Source organism: Pantoea sp. Cy-640 (assembly GCF_011752635.1).
GTDB lineage: Bacteria > Pseudomonadota > Gammaproteobacteria > Enterobacterales > Enterobacteriaceae > Pantoea > Pantoea dispersa.
Genome location: NZ_VWXB01000003.1, coordinates 82,978 through 101,231 on the forward strand (window position 1 = coordinate 82,978; position 18,254 = coordinate 101,231).

The window sequence follows — 18,254 nt, forward strand, 5'->3', positions numbered from 1 at the left end:
CGTCTTAATCGCTGAATTCTGTTGCGATTCCCCGCAGTTCCATTCTTTAACGCGCGGCGTTAACAGTGTAATATGCGTCGTCATTAATGAGGCTGACAGGGTTCCGGGTAAAGCTCACTTGCCTGAATGTGTCTGTGCTCACGTTTTCAACTGATTTTCTACGTGAAGATATTCATATAAATGAAGCACATACGAAATTTCTCCATTATCGCTCACATTGACCACGGCAAATCAACGCTCTCTGACCGTTTGATTCAGATTTGCGGTGGCCTGAGCGATCGTGAGATGGCGGCGCAGGTTCTGGATTCGATGGATCTGGAGCGCGAGCGCGGCATCACCATTAAAGCGCAGAGCGTTACGCTCGATTACCACGCGCCAAACGGTGAAACTTACCAGCTCAATTTTATCGACACCCCAGGCCATGTTGACTTCTCTTATGAAGTTTCCCGCTCGCTGGCGGCCTGTGAAGGGGCATTGCTGGTGGTTGATGCAGGTCAGGGCGTTGAAGCGCAGACCCTGGCGAACTGCTACACCGCCATGGAAATGGATCTGGAAGTGGTACCGGTACTGAACAAAATCGACCTGCCTGCGGCCGACCCGGAGCGCGTGGCGGAAGAGATTGAAGATATCGTCGGCATTGACGCCGCGGATGCGGTGCGTTGCTCGGCGAAAACCGGCGTCGGCGTACCGGATGTGCTGGAGCGTCTGGTGCGGGATATTCCGCCGCCGGAAGGTGATGCGGAAGGCCCGCTGCAGGCGCTGATCATCGACTCCTGGTTTGATAACTACCTCGGTGTGGTGTCGCTGATCCGTATTAAAAACGGCACGCTGCGCAAAGGCGATAAAGTGAAGGTAATGAGTACCGGCCAGGTGTACAACGCTGACCGTCTCGGCATTTTCACGCCAAAACAAATTGACCGTACCGAGCTGAAGTGTGGCGAGGTAGGCTGGCTGGTGTGCGCCATCAAAGACATCCTCGGCGCCCCGGTGGGCGATACCCTGACGCTGCAGCGCAATCCAGCGGATAAAGCGCTGCCGGGCTTCAAAAAAGTGAAGCCACAGGTGTATGCCGGTCTGTTCCCGGTAAGCTCCGACGACTACGAAGCTTTTCGTGATGCCTTAGGCAAGCTGAGCCTGAACGACGCCTCACTGTTCTATGAGCCAGAGAGCTCCACCGCGCTGGGCTTTGGCTTCCGCTGTGGCTTCCTCGGCCTGCTGCACATGGAGATCATCCAGGAGCGTCTGGAGCGTGAATACGATCTCGACCTGATCACCACCGCGCCAACGGTTGTGTACGAAGTGGAAACCACTGACGGAGAAGTGGTGTACGTCGACAGCCCATCGAAGCTGCCGCCGCTGAATAATATTGCTGAACTGCGCGAACCGATCGCTGAGTGTCATATGCTGCTGCCGCAGGAGTTTCTGGGCAACGTCATTACGCTGTGTATCGAAAAACGCGGTGTGCAGACTAACATGGTTTACCACGGCAAACAGGTTGCGCTGACCTATGAGATTCCGATGGCAGAAGTGGTACTCGACTTCTTCGACCGTCTGAAATCAACGTCGCGCGGCTATGCGTCGCTGGACTATAACTTCAAACGTTTCCAGACCTCTGACATGGTGCGCGTCGACGTCCTGATTAACTCAGAACGCGTTGATGCGCTGGCGCTGATTACGCACCGTGATAACTCACAGTATCGTGGCCGCGAGCTGGTGGAGAAGATGAAAGATCTGATCCCGCGCCAGCAGTTCGATATTGCGATTCAGGCAGCAATCGGCAACCACATTATCGCTCGCTCAACAGTGAAACAGCTGCGTAAAAACGTCCTGGCGAAATGCTATGGCGGTGACGTCAGCCGTAAGAAAAAGCTGTTGCAGAAGCAGAAAGAAGGTAAGAAGCGAATGAAGCAGGTCGGCAACGTTGAGCTGCCGCAGGAAGCATTCCTTGCCATTCTGCATGTCGGTAAAGACAGCAAATAAGGAACTTTAATGGCTAACATGTTCGCCCTGATTCTGGTGATTGCCACTCTGTTAACCGGCATCATCTGGTGTATCGATCGCTTTAAGTGGGCCCCGGCGCGCCGGGCAAAGCAGGCGGCAGCACAGGCTCAGGCAGGTAATTCGCTCGACAGCAAAACGCTGGCCAAAGTGGCCGCGCAGCCGGGCTGGGTTGAAACCGCAGCGTCGGTGTTCCCGGTGCTGGCGGTGGTACTGATCGTGCGCTCGTTTATCTTCGAACCGTTTCAGATCCCTTCTGGCTCGATGATGCCGACGCTGCTGATTGGCGACTTCATCCTGGTGGAGAAATTTGCTTACGGCATCAAAGATCCGATCACGCAAACCACGCTGATCCCGACCGGCCATCCGCAGCGCGGAGATGTCGCGGTGTTCAAATACCCGAAAGATCCGAGCGTGGATTACATCAAGCGCGTGATCGGTCTGCCGGGCGACAAAGTGGTGTTTGATCCTTACAGCAAAACCCTGACCATCAACCCAGGCTGCGGCACGGGCAAGTGTGACACGGCGCTGCCAGTGACCTATACCAACATTGAGCCGAGCGATTTCATCCAGACCTTCAGCGGCTTTGATGGTAACGAAACCGGCAACGGTTTCTACCAGGTGCCGCAGGGCGAAACGCTGCGGGGCGGCCTGCGTCTTGGCACGCGCAAAGAGACGCTGGGCAATGTCACGCACGATATCCTGCTGGTGAACGAAGCGCAGAGCCAGGCGAGCATGTATTATCAGCAGCCGGGTCAGCCGCAGGCCACGTGGATTGTGCCGCAGGGGCAATACTTCATGATGGGCGATAACCGTGATAATAGCGCCGACAGCCGCTACTGGGGCTTTGTGCCCGAGAAGAATCTGGTCGGCAAAGCGGTTGCTATCTGGATGAGCTTTGAGAAACAGGAAGGACAGTGGCCGACCGGCGTGCGACTGAGTCGCATTGGCGGTATTCACTGATTTAAAAACGGTTGGCTTCCTGCGAGTCAGGGAGCCACTGCACACCAAACAGAACGTGCTGGACCTTCAGCCCTGTTTGGTATGCAGAGTCACAGACGCACAGAACAACTGGAATCGCATGAACCCCATCCTCATTAACAAGCTGCAGCGCAAACTGGGCTACACTTTTACTCATCCGGAATTACTGCAGCAGGCTCTGACTCACCGCAGCGCCAGCAGCAAACATAACGAGCGTCTTGAATTTCTTGGCGATTCTATTCTCAGCTATGTGATTGCCAACGCGCTGTATCACCGCTTCCCGCGCGTGGACGAAGGCGACATGAGCCGCATGCGTGCCACGTTGGTACGCGGCAACACGCTGGCCGAAATGGCGCGCGAGTTTGAGCTGGGCGAATGTCTGCGTCTGGGGCCGGGCGAGCTGAAAAGCGGCGGGTTCCGCCGGGAATCCATCCTCGCGGATACCGTCGAGGCGCTGATCGGTGGCATCTTCCTCGACAGCAATATTCAGACGGTCGAGAAGCTGATTCTCGACTGGTATCAGAATCGCCTTGAGCAGATCAGCCCGGGCGATAAGCAAAAAGATCCGAAAACGCGCCTGCAGGAGTATCTGCAGGGCCGTCATCTGCCGCTGCCGTCTTATCTGGTGGTACAGGTTCGTGGCGAAGCGCACGATCAGGAATTCACCATTCACTGTCAGGTGAGTGGGATGGCTGAACCGGTGGTGGGCGTGGGCTCGAGCCGCCGTAAAGCAGAGCAGGCCGCCGCCGAACAGGCGTTAATCAAGCTCGGCCTCGAATAAATTGTCATTTCGCAGCCTCAGCAGTGAGGCTGCCCAATCAGGACCCGAATGAGCGAACTCGAAACATACAGCGGCTTTATCGCGATTGTCGGCCGGCCTAACGTCGGCAAATCCACCTTACTGAACCAGCTACTGGGGCAGAAGGTGTCGATCACCTCGCGCAAGCCGCAAACCACGCGCCACCGCATCATGGGTATTCATACCGAAGGCGCTTATCAGGCGATCTACGTGGATACACCCGGCCTGCATATGGAAGAGAAGCGGGCGATCAACCGCCTGATGAACCGTGCTGCCAGCAGCTCCATCGGTGACGTTGAGCTGGTAATTTTTGTGGTGGAAGGCACGCGCTGGACGCCTGACGATGAGATGGTGCTGAACAAGCTGCGTGACGGCAAAGTGCCGGTGGTGCTGGCAGTAAACAAAGTCGACAACATCCAGGATAAAAGCATCCTGCTGCCGCACCTGCAGTTCCTCAGCCAGCAGATGAACTTCCTCGAGATCGTGCCGATCTCCGCCGAAACCGGTAAAAACGTGGATGCGATTGCGGAAATTGCCCGCAAGCGCCTGCCGCTGTCGGATCATCACTTCCCGGAAGACTACATCACCGATCGCTCGCAGCGTTTCATGGCCTCAGAAATCATCCGTGAAAAACTGATGCGCTTCCTCGGCGCCGAGTTACCGTATTCAGTTACCGTGGAGATCGAGCAGTTTGTTTCTAACGAGCGCGGCGGCTATGACATCAACGGTTTGATTCTGGTCGAGCGCGAAGGGCAGAAGAAGATGGTGATTGGCAACAAAGGTGCCAAAATCAAAACCATCGGTATCGAAGCGCGTAAAGACATGGAAGAGATGTTCGAGGCGAAAGTCCATCTCGAGCTGTGGGTTAAAGTGAAATCGGGCTGGGCGGACGACGAACGTGCGCTGCGCAGCCTGGGTTATACAGACGACTAATTGATGGAAGGCTGGCAACGCGCCTTTGTGCTGCATAGTCGCCCTTACAGCGAAACCAGCCTGCTGCTCGACCTGTTCAGCGAAAGTCAGGGACGCGTCCGCGTCCTTGCCAAGGGCGCACGCTCGCGCCGTTCCCAGCTTAAAGGCGCACTGCAACCCTTCACACCGCTCTTGGTGCGCTGGGGCGGCCGTGGCGAAGTCAAAACCCTGCGTAACGCCGAAGCGGTGTCGCTGGCGCTGCCGCTCAGCGGCATCACGCTCTACTGCGGCCTGTATGTTAACGAGCTGCTGTCGCGGGTGCTGGAGCAGGAAATTCCCTTCTCCGAACTGTTCTTCGATTATCTCTCCTGTATCCAGACGCTGGCGGCGGCCAATGGTTCGCCCGAGCCAGCGCTGCGCCGTTTTGAGCTGGCACTGCTGGGCCATCTGGGCTACGGCGTCGACTTTCTGCACTGCGCCGGCAGCGGCGAGGCGGTCGACGACAGCATGACCTACAGCTATCGCGAAGAGAAAGGCTTTATCGCCAGTCTGGTGGTCAATCAGCGCAGTTTCACTGGCCGCCAGCTGCGCGCGCTGTGGGAGCGCGAATTTCCCGACGCCGACACGCTGCGTGCCGCCAAACGCTTCACGCGCATGGCGCTGAAACCTTATCTGGGCGGTAAGCCGCTGAAGAGCCAGGAGCTGTTCCGTCAGTTTGTGCCGAAAAAACGACCGAATGTGGCAAACGACGAGCGCGGGTGATGCACCTGACAGGCTCCGCGCGTTACACTGCAAACATACTGAACACATTTAAGGATTGTCATGGCTGAGTTGCTGTTAGGGGTCAACATCGATCACATCGCCACCGTACGTAACGCGCGTGGCACAAACTATCCCGATCCGGTACAGGCTGCGTTTGTCGCGGAGCAGGCGGGCGCAGACGGCATTACCGTGCACCTGCGTGAAGACCGCCGTCATATCACTGACCGCGACGTGCGGATCCTGCGCGACACCATTCATACCCGCATGAATCTTGAGATGGCGGTCACCGACGAAATGGTGGGCATCGCCTGCGACATCAAACCGCATTTTGTCTGCCTGGTGCCGGAAAAGCGCCAGGAAGTGACCACCGAAGGCGGCCTTGATGTGGCCGGTCAGCAGGACAAGGTCAACGCGGCAGTCAAACAGCTGAGCGAGGCGGGCATTCTGGTGTCGCTGTTTATTGATGCCGATCAGCGCCAGATTGAAGCGGCGGTCGCCAGCGGTGCGCCTTACATTGAAATCCACACTGGCGCCTATGCTGAAGCAGCGGAAGGGCTGGCACGCGAAGCCGAACTGGCGCGTATCGCCAGCGCTGCGACCTTTGCCGCCAGCCGCGGTCTGAAGGTCAATGCTGGCCACGGTCTGACGTATCACAACGTCCAGCCGATTGCTGCGCTGCCGGAAATGCATGAGCTGAACATTGGTCACGCGATTATCGGTCGTGCGCTGTTCAGCGGTCTCGCAGCGGCGGTTAGCGACATGAAAGCGCTGATGCGGGAAGCGCGCCGCTAATGGCCATCCTGGGGCTGGGCAGCGATATCGTCGAGATCGAGCGTATCGCCGGCGTGATTGAACGCTCTGGCGATCGTTTGGCGCGCCGCGTGCTGAGCGAAGCTGAGTGGCAGCAGTATCAGGCGCATCAGCAGCCGGTGCGCTTCCTGGCCAAACGTTTTGCGGTGAAAGAGGCGGCGGCAAAAGCCTTCGGCACCGGCATTCGCGGCGGCTTAGCGTTCAATCAGTTTGAAGTGTACAACGATGCGCTGGGGAAGCCTGGCCTGCGCTTCTTTGAACAGGCCAAAGTGATTGCCAGCCAGCTGGGCGTGCAGCATGTGCACGTCACGCTGGCCGACGAGCGACACTATGCCTGCGCTACGGTGATTATCGAAGATTAAGCGTGCAGCATTACAAATTTCTCCCACAGCGCGTCGCGACTTTCCACGTGCTGTGGGTCTGAAAGAATAGTGTTATCAATCGGGCAGACGCTCTGACAGGTCGGCTCATCATAATGACCCACGCACTCGGTGCAGCGGTCAGCGTCGATCTGATAGATCGATTCACCCATGCTAATCGCCTGGTTCGGGCACTCAGGCTCGCACATGTCGCAGTTAATGCAGCGCTCAGTAATTATCAGTGCCATGGCATAAGCTCATCAGTTGCTTGTTTTCATTGCATGTTTCATGGTTAGTTCCGCTCTTCGGCGTAAAACGCCTGCTGAAATAGCGCTTTGCAGTGTGATTTTTCAATCGATGCAGGCGCAAACCAGCGGGGCGATCCCCTGAGCGGCACGCATATTATCACGCCGGGTGGCGTTCAAAAAATGACTTAGCGTAGTATTCAGCCGCCAGCCGATCTGATGTCGCGCCATAGCCAGTAAACCACGCAACGGTAAGCAGAGCCGTTGCGTGGTAAGCGAAATAGTGGCGGCGCTGGCCTTTATTTTACCGGTGCCAGCACGTGGGTGGCATCCAGCGTCAGACAATTACCTGGACATTGATCGCTGCCGTAGATAACGGGCGCCTTTGGCAAAGAAAACTTCATCGCGTGCTCTTTTTTAATCGCGTCGGCCATACCGGCAAAGGTCCATGGCATACCCAGCGAAAGCGAACCGAACTCATCGTATTTTTTGGATTTTGCGACAGCAGGTAAGTTGTCGCTATCGATACGATAATAAAGCTGGCCAGAATATTCTGCAGGCACGTTCCCGGTGATTGCGCTGCTTAACAACTGATACTCGCGCTGCTGAGGCGTAGAAAAGCCCTTCTGAATATTTAGCATGCATGAGAGCACTGCAATAACGAGGCAAACGATACTGGCAGACGTGGTTATCTTCAGCTTATTAAAGATCACGAATAAGCCAGCAATGAAGGCTGAGGTAGTGATTAACGACAGCGCGATAACCGTGCGATAGGCTGCCCAGTCTTCACTCACCAAAAGATTAGGAATGCCCGCCGCGACCAGGAAAAACAGGAACAGAAAAGCTTTACGCGGTTTGAAATCGGGTGCCTTCACAATGCCCACGATGATCAGGGAGCAGGAGATGATAATGCTGACAATCGAGCGCCCGGTATCAAAGTTGCACAGCGCATTTCTGAGCGGCTCAGCGATAAACCAGGTGATTTTTTTCAGCGGCGCTAAGGTGATATTGGTTCTGGCCAGTACTTCATTGAACAGCACGAGCGGCAGAACTTTCGCCAGTACCAGTGCCATCACCATGCCAAATCCCAGCATCAACATCAGCTTGATCACCGCGCTGCGCTGATGATTATTCCGGGTCATGCCCAGCTCGAGCAGGGCAAAGAATAAAAAGCTCATGGCTGCGGGTTGGTAAATCGCAAAGGAAAGCGTCAGGCAAATAGCCGACAGTAGCACCCGGCCCAGGCCTTTGTTTTCCGCCAACGTTGAATAACTGATGCCCGCCAGCAGCACGGACAGGACATAAGGAAAGCAGACTGTCCAGCCGACAAAAACCTGAAATGAGGGCAGCAAACAAATCAACGTGGCAAACGTCAGACGCTGGACCGCGCTGGCAAAAATGCTGCGACGCTCAAGGAAACGGATGATGTAACCACCCAGTAAAATCAGACTGAATAAAGAAAGCACCCTGAGATATGTCAAATCCTGCACGTCATCGATCAGGAAAGCGAAGAAGTAGCGGATAGCACCATAAAAAGGTCGGCCCGATAAGATATCCCATTTGAAAATACTGAATGCATCGGTAGTGGATGCGTATAAATAGAACCAGTCGTCGGAAAATCCGTATGTTGATAAATAAACCGGGCTATAACCGATGAGTAAAGCGACGGCCAGTATCAGATACATGGCGGAGGGATGACGCTCAAAAACTGTTTTTTTCATTTCCTGCTCTTAATTACGTAGCGTGGTCTTTGTTTGGACTCAATGTAGATTCGGCCAATATATTCGCCCAGAACACCGATGCCGATAAGTTGCACTCCACCCAAAAACAGAATGGAAACCAGCAACGAAGGGTAACCCGCCACCGGATTGCCCCAGAGCAGTTTATCGATGATCATCCAGAATCCATAAAGAAAGGAGAGTAACGCGACGCTACCGCCGATGTAACTCCAGATGCGCAAGGGGAAGGTGGAAAAACTGGTTAATCCTTCTAATGCCAGATTCCACAATTTCCAGCCATTAAATTTCGACACCCCTGTGACGCGTTCAGCCCGATCATATTCCACAATCGCTGTTTTACCGCCCACCCAGGATAAAATGCCCTTCATGAACAGATTTCTTTCCGGCAGGCTTTTTATATGTTCTACCGTCTCACGCGACAGCAGACGAAAATCGCCAACGTTTTCCTCTATTTTCGGCGAGCTGATTTGGTTGTGAAAGTGATAAAACCACTCGGCTGTTTTACGTTTGACATGCCCATCGGCGCTGCGATCTTTCCGTTTAGCCAGAACCACATCGGCACCCGCTTGCCAGCGTTCAACCAGTTGATGGATAACGGCGATGGGATCCTGCAGATCAACATCAATCGGGATAACCGCGTCGCCGGTGGCATGCTCCAGTCCGGCAAACAACGCGGGCTCTTTGCCGAAATTGCGGGTAAATGACAGCGCAATGACCAGCGGATCCGAGATGGCCAGGGCATTGATGATGTTTTCGCTGCCATCGCTACTGCCGTCATTGATAAAAACAATTTCCACCTGATAGCCGGCTAATTCATGACGAACCGCCTGATAAAAGAGTGGAATGGTTTCCTCTTCATTGAAGACGGGCACGACGAGAGACAATTTCATTTTACTTCCCTGAAAACGATGTAATTAGAGTAGATGAAGCCGCAACCCAGGCTAATAAAGGAAAAGAGTATCAGGGTAATCACCGGGGAAAGCGTGCAGGCGTCGGCCATCCAGCCAACCAGCGCCGCCATGCCTCCCATAAAGCTGACATAAAGCAGGTAACGCAAGGGCGTGGCTGCAGAAGAGAAGGTCCAGCGGGCATTAGCAAAAAAGGAAAACGTCACCGCAACGCAGAATGCACCAAAGTTTGCCATAGCCTGGCCTGACTCGAATAGCTTGAGAATAAGCGCAAACACCGTCCAGTGAATCGCGGTGTTGATAACGCCAATTCCTGCATAACGGGAAATAAGTTTCAGCATGACGAGAGAGATGAGTAAATTTGCCCTGATCATATACATCGGAAATTATCCTGCAAGCCCGATGCTGAAAATGCGTTTAATCGGGCCAAAACAAGGATAACGACAGGCAACAAAAGCATTGCCCCGCCCGATGATCAATTTCGGGCTAAGGCAGGGTGGGGAATACCCTGATCATGGGGCAATCAGACCAGCTTTTTCACCAGCTCCTCGCTGTGACGAATATGGCTGGAGGCGCGTTCCGGATCGTTCTGCACCAGCGCCATAAACAGCAAATCGGTCAGCGCCAGCTGGGCGCTGGTGGAGGAGATGGCCGCGCTGCGCGTGCTCTGCTCCTCGGCGACGGTGTACAGGCAGACCGTGGCGCACTGCTGCAGCGAATTCGGGGTAAAGCCGGTAAACGCCAGCACATCGGCGCCAATCGCCGCCGCTTCCTGCGCCGCGAGGTTGATCTCGCGACGTTCGCCGGTGTAGGAGATTGCCAGCAGCACATCGCCGGGTGCCATCGCCTGAACACTGGCCAGCAGCGCGTGCATGTCCTGCTCGGCGACGGCGTTGATGCCAATCTTCATCAGCTTCCACGAAAAATCTTTTGCAACCAGCCCGGAGGCGCCAATGCCGACCAGCAGAATGCGGTTGGCGTTCTTCAGCAGCTGCAGCGTTTCCGTGAGTTTCTCTTCGCTGTTGATATCCAGCGTGGCGCGAATCGCCGAAATTTTTTCCGTCAGCAGCTTTTCGCCGACAACTTTAAGCGGATCGTCACTCAGAATGTGGTTGTGCACGGTGATGGCATCGCGGTCGGCCAGCGACTCACTCAGCGCCAGCTTCAGCGCCGGAAAGCCTTTGTAACCCAGTTTCTGGGCGAACTTCACCACGCTCGACTGGCTGACGCCTGACTCTTCCGCCAGTTTTTGTGAACTCAGATGCCGTGCCCGATCAGGCTGCGACAGCAAAAAATCCGCCAGCCGACGCTCGTTCAGCGCCAGGCGTGGGTAGAGCTGGCGAATTCGCAGCAATGAACTCATGTCCGATCCTTAATCCATAGTCCCGCACACAGCTTAGCCGCTCGCGGAAGGAAATGTCTGGCCAGGAATGTCAGATGACATCGCGCCGACGCAGAGAATAAACTATTCAAATGGCATTGTAGCCACTGGAATTAAAAATGACAGCTTTCGCCCCGGCGCGCGATGCTGGCTACACTGTAGAGCAGGTATCGCCGCGTTTAGAAAAAGGAGTCGGGTTTGACAAAGGGTTCGCATCGCCGCGTGGTATTTTTTGACCTGGACGGCACGCTGCATCAGCAGGACATGTTTGGCACATTTATGCGTTATCTGCTGCGCCGCCAGCCGCTCAATCTGGTGCTGGTGGTGCCGCTGCTGCCGGTCATCGGCATGGGTATGCTGATAAAGGGCCGCGCCGCGCGCTGGCCGATGAGCCTGCTGCTGTGGGCTATCACCTTTGGCCATCGTGAGGCCACGCTGCGCCAGCGTGAGGCCGAATTTGCCCGCTGGTTTCGCGAGCGCGTCACCGCGTTTCCGGTGGTGCAGCAGCGGCTTACTGACTACCTCAGCAGTGAAGATGCCGATGTCTGGCTGATTACCGGCTCGCCGCAGTCGCTGGTGGAGCAGGTCTATTTTGATTCCGCGTTTCTGCCGCGCGTAAAACTGATCGCCAGCCAGATGAAGCCGGGCCGTGGCGGCCGGGTATTAGCCATGCGCTGTCTTGGCCATGAAAAAGTGGCGCAGCTCGAGGAAAAAATCGGTACGCCGCTGCAGCTGTACAGCGGTTACAGCGACAGCAAGCAGGATAACCCGCTGCTGTTTTTCTGCCAGCACCGCTGGCGCGTGACGCCGCGCGGTGAACTGCAACAGCTGGAGTGAATCGCAGCTGGATTCCGTCTATAATGCGCCGCCTTGTTAATCCGCAGGAGTTGCCCGTTGAACCCACAAACTGATGAATACTGGATGCGCCACGCGCTTGAACTGGCGCGGCGTGCGTGGGAGCAGGGCGAAGTGCCGGTCGGTGCGGTGCTGGTGCAGGGCGACAGAGTGATTGGCGAGGGCTGGAACCGGCCGATTAGCCAGTGCGATCCCACCGCGCATGCCGAGATTATGGCGCTGCGTCAGGGCGGAAAAGTGATTGATAACTACCGGCTGCTCGACACCACCTTATACGTGACGCTGGAGCCGTGCGTGATGTGCGCCGGTGCCATGGTGCACAGCCGGATTACCCGTCTGGTCTATGGCGCGAAGGATGAGAAAACCGGTGCCGCCGGTTCGCTGCTGGATGTGATCGGCCATCCGGGCATGAATCATCAGATTGAGATTGCGCATGGCGTCCTGGCCGAGGAGTGCGCCACGCTGCTGAGCGACTTCTTCCGTATGCGGCGCGAACAGAAACGTGCGCAGCGGCAGGCGCTGCGCGCCGATTAGTTCATCGCAATCTTCGGTTCGACAGCCGGATAACCGGCACCGAGTTCCGCTTCCAGCGCCGACTGCTGTGCCAGCCGTTTCTCCTGCTCCTGCAGATAGCCTACCAGGCTGATCTGATACTTACGGATGTTCTCAACGTAGTTATAAGCTTCGTGGCCGCGCGCATAGCCATAAGTGGTCTGCGCGTAATAGCGCTTCTGGCTCAGCATCGGCAGGCGCAGCTTAACGTCGGCCCAGCTGTCCGGATTGCCACCCTGTTTGAGGGTCAGCCGGCGTGCATCCAGCATATGTGCGTAGCCCATGTTATAGGCCGCCAGCGCAAACCAGATGCGTTCATCTTCCGGAATGGTCTCCGGCACTTTTTCCATCATGCGCCGCAGGTATTCGCTGCCGCCGCGAATGCTCTGTTCCGGATCGAGACGATCGTTCACGTCGAGGCTGTCAGCGGTATTGCGCGTCAGCATCATCATGCCGCGCACGCCGGTGGGCGAGGTCGCCTGCGGATTCCAGTGCGACTCCTGATAGGAAATCGCCGCCAGCAGGCGCCAGTCGATACTGGATGCGTACTTCTCAAACAGCGGCTTGATATCCGGCAGCGTGTTATCAATTGCGCGCAGGAAGGTGCGGGTATCGACATAATCGAAGGTGCCGACGTGGCCGAGATACTTCTCTTCCAGCCGCGCCATGGTGCCTTCTTCCCCCATCTGACTGTAGAAGTCGAGCATGGCGGCGTTCAGGCTATCGTCATCGTTACGCGGCAGATACCAGGTCACCGGCTCTTCATCGGTAATATCAAACGCCACTGCCAGCTGTGGATGGATACGCTGCAGCAGGCCGATGGTCACCGAATCCCCCACGGTATAGTCGAGCTTGCCGTCGGCGACCGCTTCCAGCAGCGCTTTCTGGCCCATATCGGTGGAGATGGCCCAGTCGAGATCGGGATAGCTGTCCGCTTTGGCGGAACGTAACGTTGACAGATAGGCTGAACCGGACTGCACAATCAGCCGGCCTTTCAGATCACCAAGGTTTTTGGGCCGCGGCTTGTCGATGCGATACACCAGCTGCTGCGACACCGAATAGTAGCTCGGGCCACTCTGATAACGGCTGAGGCGCTCGCTGTTGTAGATCAGCCCGGCGGCCAGCAGGTCGGCTTTGCCGTCGTCAAGATCGTCAAACAGGTCGCCGAGGTTGGGCCGCACCGTGACTTCCAGCTTCACGCCAAGATAATCGGCGAAACGCTTCGCCAGCTCGTAGTCCATACCGGCTGGTGCATTATTGATGGTGTAGTAAGTCAGCGGCGAGTTGACGGTACTGATGCGCAACACTCCCCGCGATTTGATCTGTGATAACGCGTCTTTTCCGCCCCCGTACCAGGGGATGGACGGCCACAGCGCCAGCGCAAGCAGCACGGTGATCAGACCGATAAACAGATAATTTAATTTCAGGCGTTTCAAATAGTTGTCTCGTAATGGCTCACAGGCCTCTGTCTTTTAAAGGCAGTATTTATGTTGTTTTGCACTCCCAGAGCGAGGGGCATTTTGCGCAACAAAGCGCAACAGGGCAACTTATATAGCAAGATTTGCGCAAAATTCAGGCAAATCCTGAGGCTCAGTTTTTCTGCGCAAACGGTTTCGTAACCCGTGCCATTTCTCTATAATACCGCCCGTTTTCCCTGTTGCGCCCCATGAAGCGTCGCCCGGCGCTTCGAAGACGAGAGATCTTTAATGATGGAAATTCTGCGTGGTTCGCCCGCTCTGTCGGCATTTCGTGTAAACAAACTGCTGACCCGCTTTCAGGACGCTCATCTGCCGGTGAGTGATATTTACGCCGAGTACGTCCATTTCGCCGATGTCAGCGCACCGCTCAGCGCGGAACAGCAAGCCCGCCTGCAGCGTCTGCTGAAATACGGTCCTTCTCTCGCCGAACATGCGCCACAAGGGCGTCTGTTGCTGGTGACGCCGCGTCCCGGCACCATTTCTCCCTGGTCATCGAAAGCCACCGATATCGCCCACAATTGCGACCTGCCACAGGTATTGCGCCTGGAGCGCGGTCTGGCCTTCTATGTACAGGCACCGCAGCTGACTGACGCGCAGTGGCAGCAACTGGCCAGCCTGCTGCACGACCGCATGATGGAAACCGTGTTCACGGAGCTCAGCGCGGCAGAACAGCTGTTCGCGCATCATGAGCCGCAGCCGCTGAAAAGCGTAGACGTGCTGGGCGGAGGGCGCGAGGCGCTGGAACAGGCTAACCGCACGCTCGGCCTGGCGCTGGCCGATGACGAAATTGATTACCTGCTTGATGCCTTCACCAGACTGGGCCGCAATCCGAACGACATCGAGCTCTATATGTTCGCCCAGGCGAACTCCGAGCACTGTCGTCACAAGATTTTTAACGCCGACTGGATTATCGACGGCGAAAAACAGCCGAAATCGCTGTTTAAAATGATTAAAAACACCTTTGAGCAGCATCCGGAACACGTCCTGTCGGCGTATAAAGACAATGCCGCGGTGATGGAAGGCTCCGAGGTCGGGCGTTTCTACGCGGATGCGCAGCAGGGCGAATACGAGTTCCATCAGGAAGCCGCGCATATCCTGATGAAGGTGGAAACCCACAACCACCCGACGGCCATTTCGCCATGGCCAGGTGCCGCCACCGGTTCCGGCGGGGAAATCCGTGACGAAGGCGCCACCGGACGCGGCGCGAAGCCGAAAGCGGGTCTGGTCGGCTTCTCGGTTTCCAACCTGCGTATTCCCGGCTTTGAACAGCCGTGGGAAGAGGATTTCGGCAAGCCGGATCGCATTGTTACCGCGCTGGATATCATGACCGAAGGCCCGTTAGGCGGCGCCGCGTTTAACAACGAATTTGGTCGCCCGGCGCTGAACGGCTATTTCCGTACTTATGAAGAGCAGGTCAACAGCCACAACGGCGTTGAGCTGCGCGGCTATCACAAGCCGATCATGCTGGCCGGCGGCATTGGTAACATCCGCGCCGATCACGTGCAGAAGGGTGAGATCGTGGTTGGCGCGAAGCTGATCGTGCTGGGCGGTCCGGCGATGAATATCGGCCTTGGCGGCGGTGCGGCGTCCTCGATGGCGTCCGGCCAGTCGGATGCCGATCTCGACTTCGCCTCGGTGCAGCGCGACAACCCGGAGATGGAGCGTCGCTGTCAGGAAGTAATTGACCGCTGCTGGCAGCTGGGCGAAGCCAACCCGATTCTGTTTATCCACGACGTCGGTGCCGGTGGCCTGTCTAACGCCATGCCGGAGCTGGTGAGCGACGGTGGCCGCGGTGGCAACTTCAACCTGCGCGACATCCTCAGCGATGAGCCAGGCATGAGCCCGCTGGAAGTATGGTGTAACGAGTCGCAGGAGCGTTATGTGCTGGCGGTTGCGCCGGACAAACTGGCGCTGTTCGATGAGCTGTGCCAGCGCGAACGTGCGCCGTACGCGGTGATTGGTGAAGCGACCGAAGAGCAGCACCTGAACCTTGCCGACAGCCATTTCGATAACAAACCGATCGACATGCCGCTCGATGTGCTGCTGGGTAAAACGCCAAAAATGACGCGTGACGTGGCCAGCCAGCAGGCGAAAGGTGACGCGCTGGTGCGGGACGGCATCACTGTTGCCGATGCGGTAAACCGCGTGCTGCATCTGCCAACCGTGGCGGAGAAAACCTTCCTGGTGACCATCGGTGACCGCAGCGTAACCGGCATGGTGGCGCGCGATCAGATGGTCGGGCCGTGGCAGATCCCGGTGGCGAACTGCGCCGTGACCACCGCCAGCCTCGACAGCTACCACGGTGAAGCGTTTGCCATGGGCGAACGTGCGCCGGTAGCGCTGCTTGATTTCGCTGCGTCCGGCCGCCTGGCGGTGGGCGAAGCGCTGACCAACCTGGCCGCGACCGCGATCGGTTCGCTGAAGCGCGTGAAGCTGTCGGCAAACTGGATGGCTGCAGCCGGTCACCCGGGCGAAGACGCAGGCCTGTACGCTGCGGTGAAAGCGGTGGGCGAAGAGCTGTGCCCGGCGCTGGGGATCACCATTCCGGTGGGTAAAGACTCCATGTCGATGAAAACCCGCTGGCAGCAGGGCACTGAACAGCGCGAAATGACCTCGCCGCTGTCGCTGGTCATTACGGCTTTTGCACGCGTTGAGGATGTGCGTCGCACCGTGACGCCACAGCTGCAGCCGGAAGGCGACAACCTGCTGCTGCTGGTGGACCTCGGCAACGGTGCTAACACCCTCGGCGCCACGGCGCTGTCGCAGGTGTATCGTCAGCTGGGCGACAAACCGGCCGACGTGCGCGATGCCGCGCAGCTGGCCGGCTTCTTCAATGCAATTCAGACGCTGGTCAGCGAGCAGAAACTGCTGGCTTACCACGACCGCTCGGATGGCGGTCTGCTGGTCACGCTGGCTGAGATGGCCTTCACCGGCCACTGCGGTATTGAGGCGGATATCGCCGCGCTGGGCAGCGATGCGCTGGCAGCACTGTTTACGGAAGAGCTGGGCGCGGTACTGCAGATTAACGCTGCCGACCGCGCGGCCGTGGAAAAAGTGTTTGCCGATCACGGCCTGAGTAGCAATGTTCACGTCATCGGTAAAGCGCTGCCGGGTGACCGTTTTGTTATCCGCTCCGGCGACAGCGCGGTGTACAGCGAAAGCCGTACCACCCTGCGTACCTGGTGGGCTGAAACCACCTGGCAGATGCAGCGCCTGCGCGATAACCCGGCCTGTGCCGATCAGGAACATGAAGCGAAGAAAGACGATAACGATCCTGGCCTGAACGTGCAGCTGACCTTCCGTCCGGAAGAGGATGTGGCGGCACCGATGATCGCCACTGGCGCGCGTCCGCGCGTTGCCGTGCTGCGCGAGCAGGGCGTGAACTCGCACGTTGAGATGGCCGCTGCCTTCCACCGCGCAGGCTTCACCGCGGTTGATGTGCACATGAGCGATCTGCTGGCGGGCCGTCGTGGTCTGGAGGAGTTCCACGCGCTGGTCGCCTGTGGCGGCTTCTCCTACGGCGACGTGCTGGGTGCGGGCGAAGGCTGGGCGAAATCAATTCTGTTCAACAGCCGCGTGCGTGACGAGTTTGAAAACTTCTTCCATCGTCCGCAGACGCTGGCGCTGGGCGTGTGTAACGGCTGCCAGATGATGTCGAATCTGCGTGAACTGATTCCGGGCAGCGAGCTGTGGCCACGCTTTGTGCGTAACCAGTCCGAGCGCTTTGAAGCGCGCTTCAGCCTGGTGGAAGTGGCCGCCAGTCCGTCACTGCTGCTGGACGGCATGGTCGGTTCTCGCATGCCGATTGCCGTCTCGCACGGTGAAGGTTTTGTTGAAGTACGTGACGGTGCGCATCTGGCTGAGCTGGAAGCGAAAGGGCTGGTGGCGCTGCGCTTCGTCGATAACTTCGGTAAAGTCACCGAGACCTATCCGGCGAACCCGAACGGCTCACCGAACGGCATCACCGCCGTGACCAACGAAAGCGGGCGCGTCACTATCATGATGCCGCATCCGGAGCGCGTGTTCCGCACCGTCAGCAATTCGTGGCATCCGGCGGAGTGGGGCGAAGACAGCCCGTGGATGCGCATTTTCCGCAACGCGCGCAAGCAGCTGGGTTAAACCTGAATCCTGTCTCTTACCGGTGCTCATTCACGGGCACCGTGCAAAGGCCGCTCAACGCGGCCTTTTTTATTTTTTGTCGCGTGGGCACCGCTGTCGATCCGCTGTGATTCCCTGACATCTGTGGCATGTCGGAAAATGACGACAATCCCATGACTGAATTGTCGCTAAAAGGTGACATTTAAATCGTTGTTTTTTATAGGCGCAAAGTTAGCGCGTTAAAGCCGTTGCTAATCGGCGACACTTTTTCCAGACCAGCCGGTCCGAAAGCGTCGTTAATTCCCTCTCTGAGCTGGCAGTATGCTGATTAACAAGGCTATTTATTTTCTGGCACGATAGTTGCTATACTCATTACG

General features: G+C 56.9%; 16 protein-coding genes. 10 read left to right on the top strand and 6 right to left on the bottom strand.

The features are described from left to right. Positions 1-180 precede the first annotated feature (180 nt). The 7 genes from lepA to acpS all read left to right on the top strand — a co-directional run bounded on the left by lepA (position 181) and on the right by acpS (position 6,624). Positions 181-1,980, top strand: coding sequence for a translation elongation factor 4 (gene lepA, locus F3J36_RS09240; RefSeq protein ID WP_058758277.1), 1,800 nt, complete (start codon positions 181-183; stop codon positions 1,978-1,980). 9 nt (positions 1,981-1,989) lie between these two features. Further along, complete coding sequence (gene lepB, locus F3J36_RS09245) at positions 1,990-2,961, top strand: signal peptidase I (protein ID WP_021506522.1); 972 nt, start codon at positions 1,990-1,992, stop codon at positions 2,959-2,961. 118 nt (positions 2,962-3,079) lie between these two features. Continuing rightward, on the top strand, positions 3,080-3,760 hold the full coding sequence (gene rnc / locus F3J36_RS09250) for a ribonuclease III (protein WP_021506523.1): 681 nt from the start codon (positions 3,080-3,082) through the stop codon (positions 3,758-3,760). A 48-nt stretch (positions 3,761-3,808) separates the two neighbouring features. Continuing rightward, entirely contained in the window at positions 3,809-4,711 is a 903-nt protein-coding gene (era, locus tag F3J36_RS09255; protein ID WP_058758278.1) for a GTPase Era, read from the top strand. A gap of 3 nt (positions 4,712-4,714) precedes the next feature. After that, positions 4,715-5,452, top strand: coding sequence for a DNA repair protein RecO (recO, locus tag F3J36_RS09260; protein WP_058775641.1), 738 nt, complete (start codon positions 4,715-4,717; stop codon positions 5,450-5,452). Between the two features lie 60 nt (positions 5,453-5,512). Continuing rightward, positions 5,513-6,244, top strand: coding sequence for a pyridoxine 5'-phosphate synthase (pdxJ, locus tag F3J36_RS09265; RefSeq protein WP_132464690.1), 732 nt, complete (start codon positions 5,513-5,515; stop codon positions 6,242-6,244). Continuing rightward, complete coding sequence (gene acpS, locus F3J36_RS09270) at positions 6,244-6,624, top strand: holo-ACP synthase (RefSeq protein WP_010617758.1); 381 nt, start codon at positions 6,244-6,246, stop codon at positions 6,622-6,624. Before pdxJ ends, acpS begins: the two co-directional genes overlap by 1 nt. Here the strand turns inward: acpS and F3J36_RS09275 are convergent. From F3J36_RS09275 to F3J36_RS09295, 5 genes are all read right to left on the bottom strand, one after another. Beyond that, positions 6,621-6,869 (bottom strand): YfhL family 4Fe-4S dicluster ferredoxin, encoded by a 249-nt coding sequence (locus tag F3J36_RS09275; RefSeq protein ID WP_088518104.1) that lies wholly within the window; start codon positions 6,867-6,869, stop codon positions 6,621-6,623. The two genes, acpS and F3J36_RS09275, sit on opposite strands and share 4 nt — an antisense overlap. Before the next feature lie 296 nt (positions 6,870-7,165). Further along, positions 7,166-8,587 (bottom strand): glucosyltransferase domain-containing protein, encoded by a 1,422-nt coding sequence (locus F3J36_RS09280; protein ID WP_247653165.1) that lies wholly within the window; start codon positions 8,585-8,587, stop codon positions 7,166-7,168. After that, positions 8,584-9,495 carry a glycosyltransferase family 2 protein gene (locus F3J36_RS09285; protein ID WP_021506529.1) on the bottom strand — a complete coding sequence of 304 codons (912 nt, stop codon included), beginning with the start codon at positions 9,493-9,495 and terminating at the stop codon, positions 8,584-8,586. Before F3J36_RS09285 ends, F3J36_RS09280 begins: the two co-directional genes overlap by 4 nt. Further along, the gene (locus F3J36_RS09290; protein ID WP_031279382.1) at positions 9,492-9,854 is read right to left on the bottom strand and encodes a GtrA family protein; all 363 of its coding nucleotides are present in this window, start codon (positions 9,852-9,854) and stop codon (positions 9,492-9,494) included. Before F3J36_RS09290 ends, F3J36_RS09285 begins: the two co-directional genes overlap by 4 nt. Before the next feature lie 182 nt (positions 9,855-10,036). After that, complete coding sequence (locus F3J36_RS09295; RefSeq protein ID WP_021506531.1) at positions 10,037-10,876, bottom strand: MurR/RpiR family transcriptional regulator; 840 nt, start codon at positions 10,874-10,876, stop codon at positions 10,037-10,039. A 216-nt stretch (positions 10,877-11,092) separates the two neighbouring features. Between F3J36_RS09295 and yfhb the strand changes: the two genes are divergently transcribed. Together yfhb and tadA are read left to right on the top strand one after the other, a co-directional pair. Beyond that, positions 11,093-11,731 carry a phosphatidylglycerophosphatase C gene (yfhb, locus tag F3J36_RS09300; protein ID WP_010618503.1) on the top strand — a complete coding sequence of 213 codons (639 nt, stop codon included), beginning with the start codon at positions 11,093-11,095 and terminating at the stop codon, positions 11,729-11,731. A 57-nt stretch (positions 11,732-11,788) separates the two neighbouring features. After that, on the top strand, positions 11,789-12,283 hold the full coding sequence (gene tadA, locus F3J36_RS09305) for a tRNA adenosine(34) deaminase TadA (protein WP_071813580.1): 495 nt from the start codon (positions 11,789-11,791) through the stop codon (positions 12,281-12,283). Here tadA and mltF read toward each other — a convergent pair. Then, positions 12,280-13,737, bottom strand: a complete 1,458-nt coding sequence (gene mltF, locus F3J36_RS09310) for a membrane-bound lytic murein transglycosylase MltF (RefSeq protein WP_021506534.1) — start codon at positions 13,735-13,737, stop codon at positions 12,280-12,282. The two genes, tadA and mltF, sit on opposite strands and share 4 nt — an antisense overlap. Positions 13,738-14,007: 270 nt before the next feature. Here mltF and purL point away from each other — a divergent pair, with 270 nt between their 5' ends. Then, positions 14,008-17,898, top strand: coding sequence for a phosphoribosylformylglycinamidine synthase (gene purL, locus F3J36_RS09315; protein ID WP_166719559.1), 3,891 nt, complete (start codon positions 14,008-14,010; stop codon positions 17,896-17,898). Positions 17,899-18,254: the final 356 nt, after the last annotated feature.

Excerpts from the sequence above, each read along its gene's own strand:
- lepA (WP_058758277.1), top strand. The coding sequence starts at position 181 with ATGAAGCACATACGAAATTTCTCCATTATCGCTCACATTGACCACGGC.
- lepB (WP_021506522.1), top strand. The coding sequence starts at position 1,990 with ATGGCTAACATGTTCGCCCTGATTCTGGTGATTGCCACTCTGTTAACC.
- rnc (WP_021506523.1), top strand. The coding sequence starts at position 3,080 with ATGAACCCCATCCTCATTAACAAGCTGCAGCGCAAACTGGGCTACACT.
- era (WP_058758278.1), top strand. The coding sequence starts at position 3,809 with ATGAGCGAACTCGAAACATACAGCGGCTTTATCGCGATTGTCGGCCGG.
- recO (WP_058775641.1), top strand. The coding sequence starts at position 4,715 with ATGGAAGGCTGGCAACGCGCCTTTGTGCTGCATAGTCGCCCTTACAGC.
- pdxJ (WP_132464690.1), top strand. The coding sequence starts at position 5,513 with ATGGCTGAGTTGCTGTTAGGGGTCAACATCGATCACATCGCCACCGTA.
- acpS (WP_010617758.1), top strand. The coding sequence starts at position 6,244 with ATGGCCATCCTGGGGCTGGGCAGCGATATCGTCGAGATCGAGCGTATC.
- F3J36_RS09275 (WP_088518104.1), bottom strand. The coding sequence starts at position 6,869 with ATGGCACTGATAATTACTGAGCGCTGCATTAACTGCGACATGTGCGAG.
- F3J36_RS09280 (WP_247653165.1), bottom strand. The coding sequence starts at position 8,587 with ATGAAAAAAACAGTTTTTGAGCGTCATCCCTCCGCCATGTATCTGATA.
- F3J36_RS09285 (WP_021506529.1), bottom strand. The coding sequence starts at position 9,495 with ATGAAATTGTCTCTCGTCGTGCCCGTCTTCAATGAAGAGGAAACCATT.
- F3J36_RS09290 (WP_031279382.1), bottom strand. The coding sequence starts at position 9,854 with ATGCTGAAACTTATTTCCCGTTATGCAGGAATTGGCGTTATCAACACC.
- F3J36_RS09295 (WP_021506531.1), bottom strand. The coding sequence starts at position 10,876 with ATGAGTTCATTGCTGCGAATTCGCCAGCTCTACCCACGCCTGGCGCTG.
- purL (WP_166719559.1), top strand. The coding sequence starts at position 14,008 with ATGATGGAAATTCTGCGTGGTTCGCCCGCTCTGTCGGCATTTCGTGTA.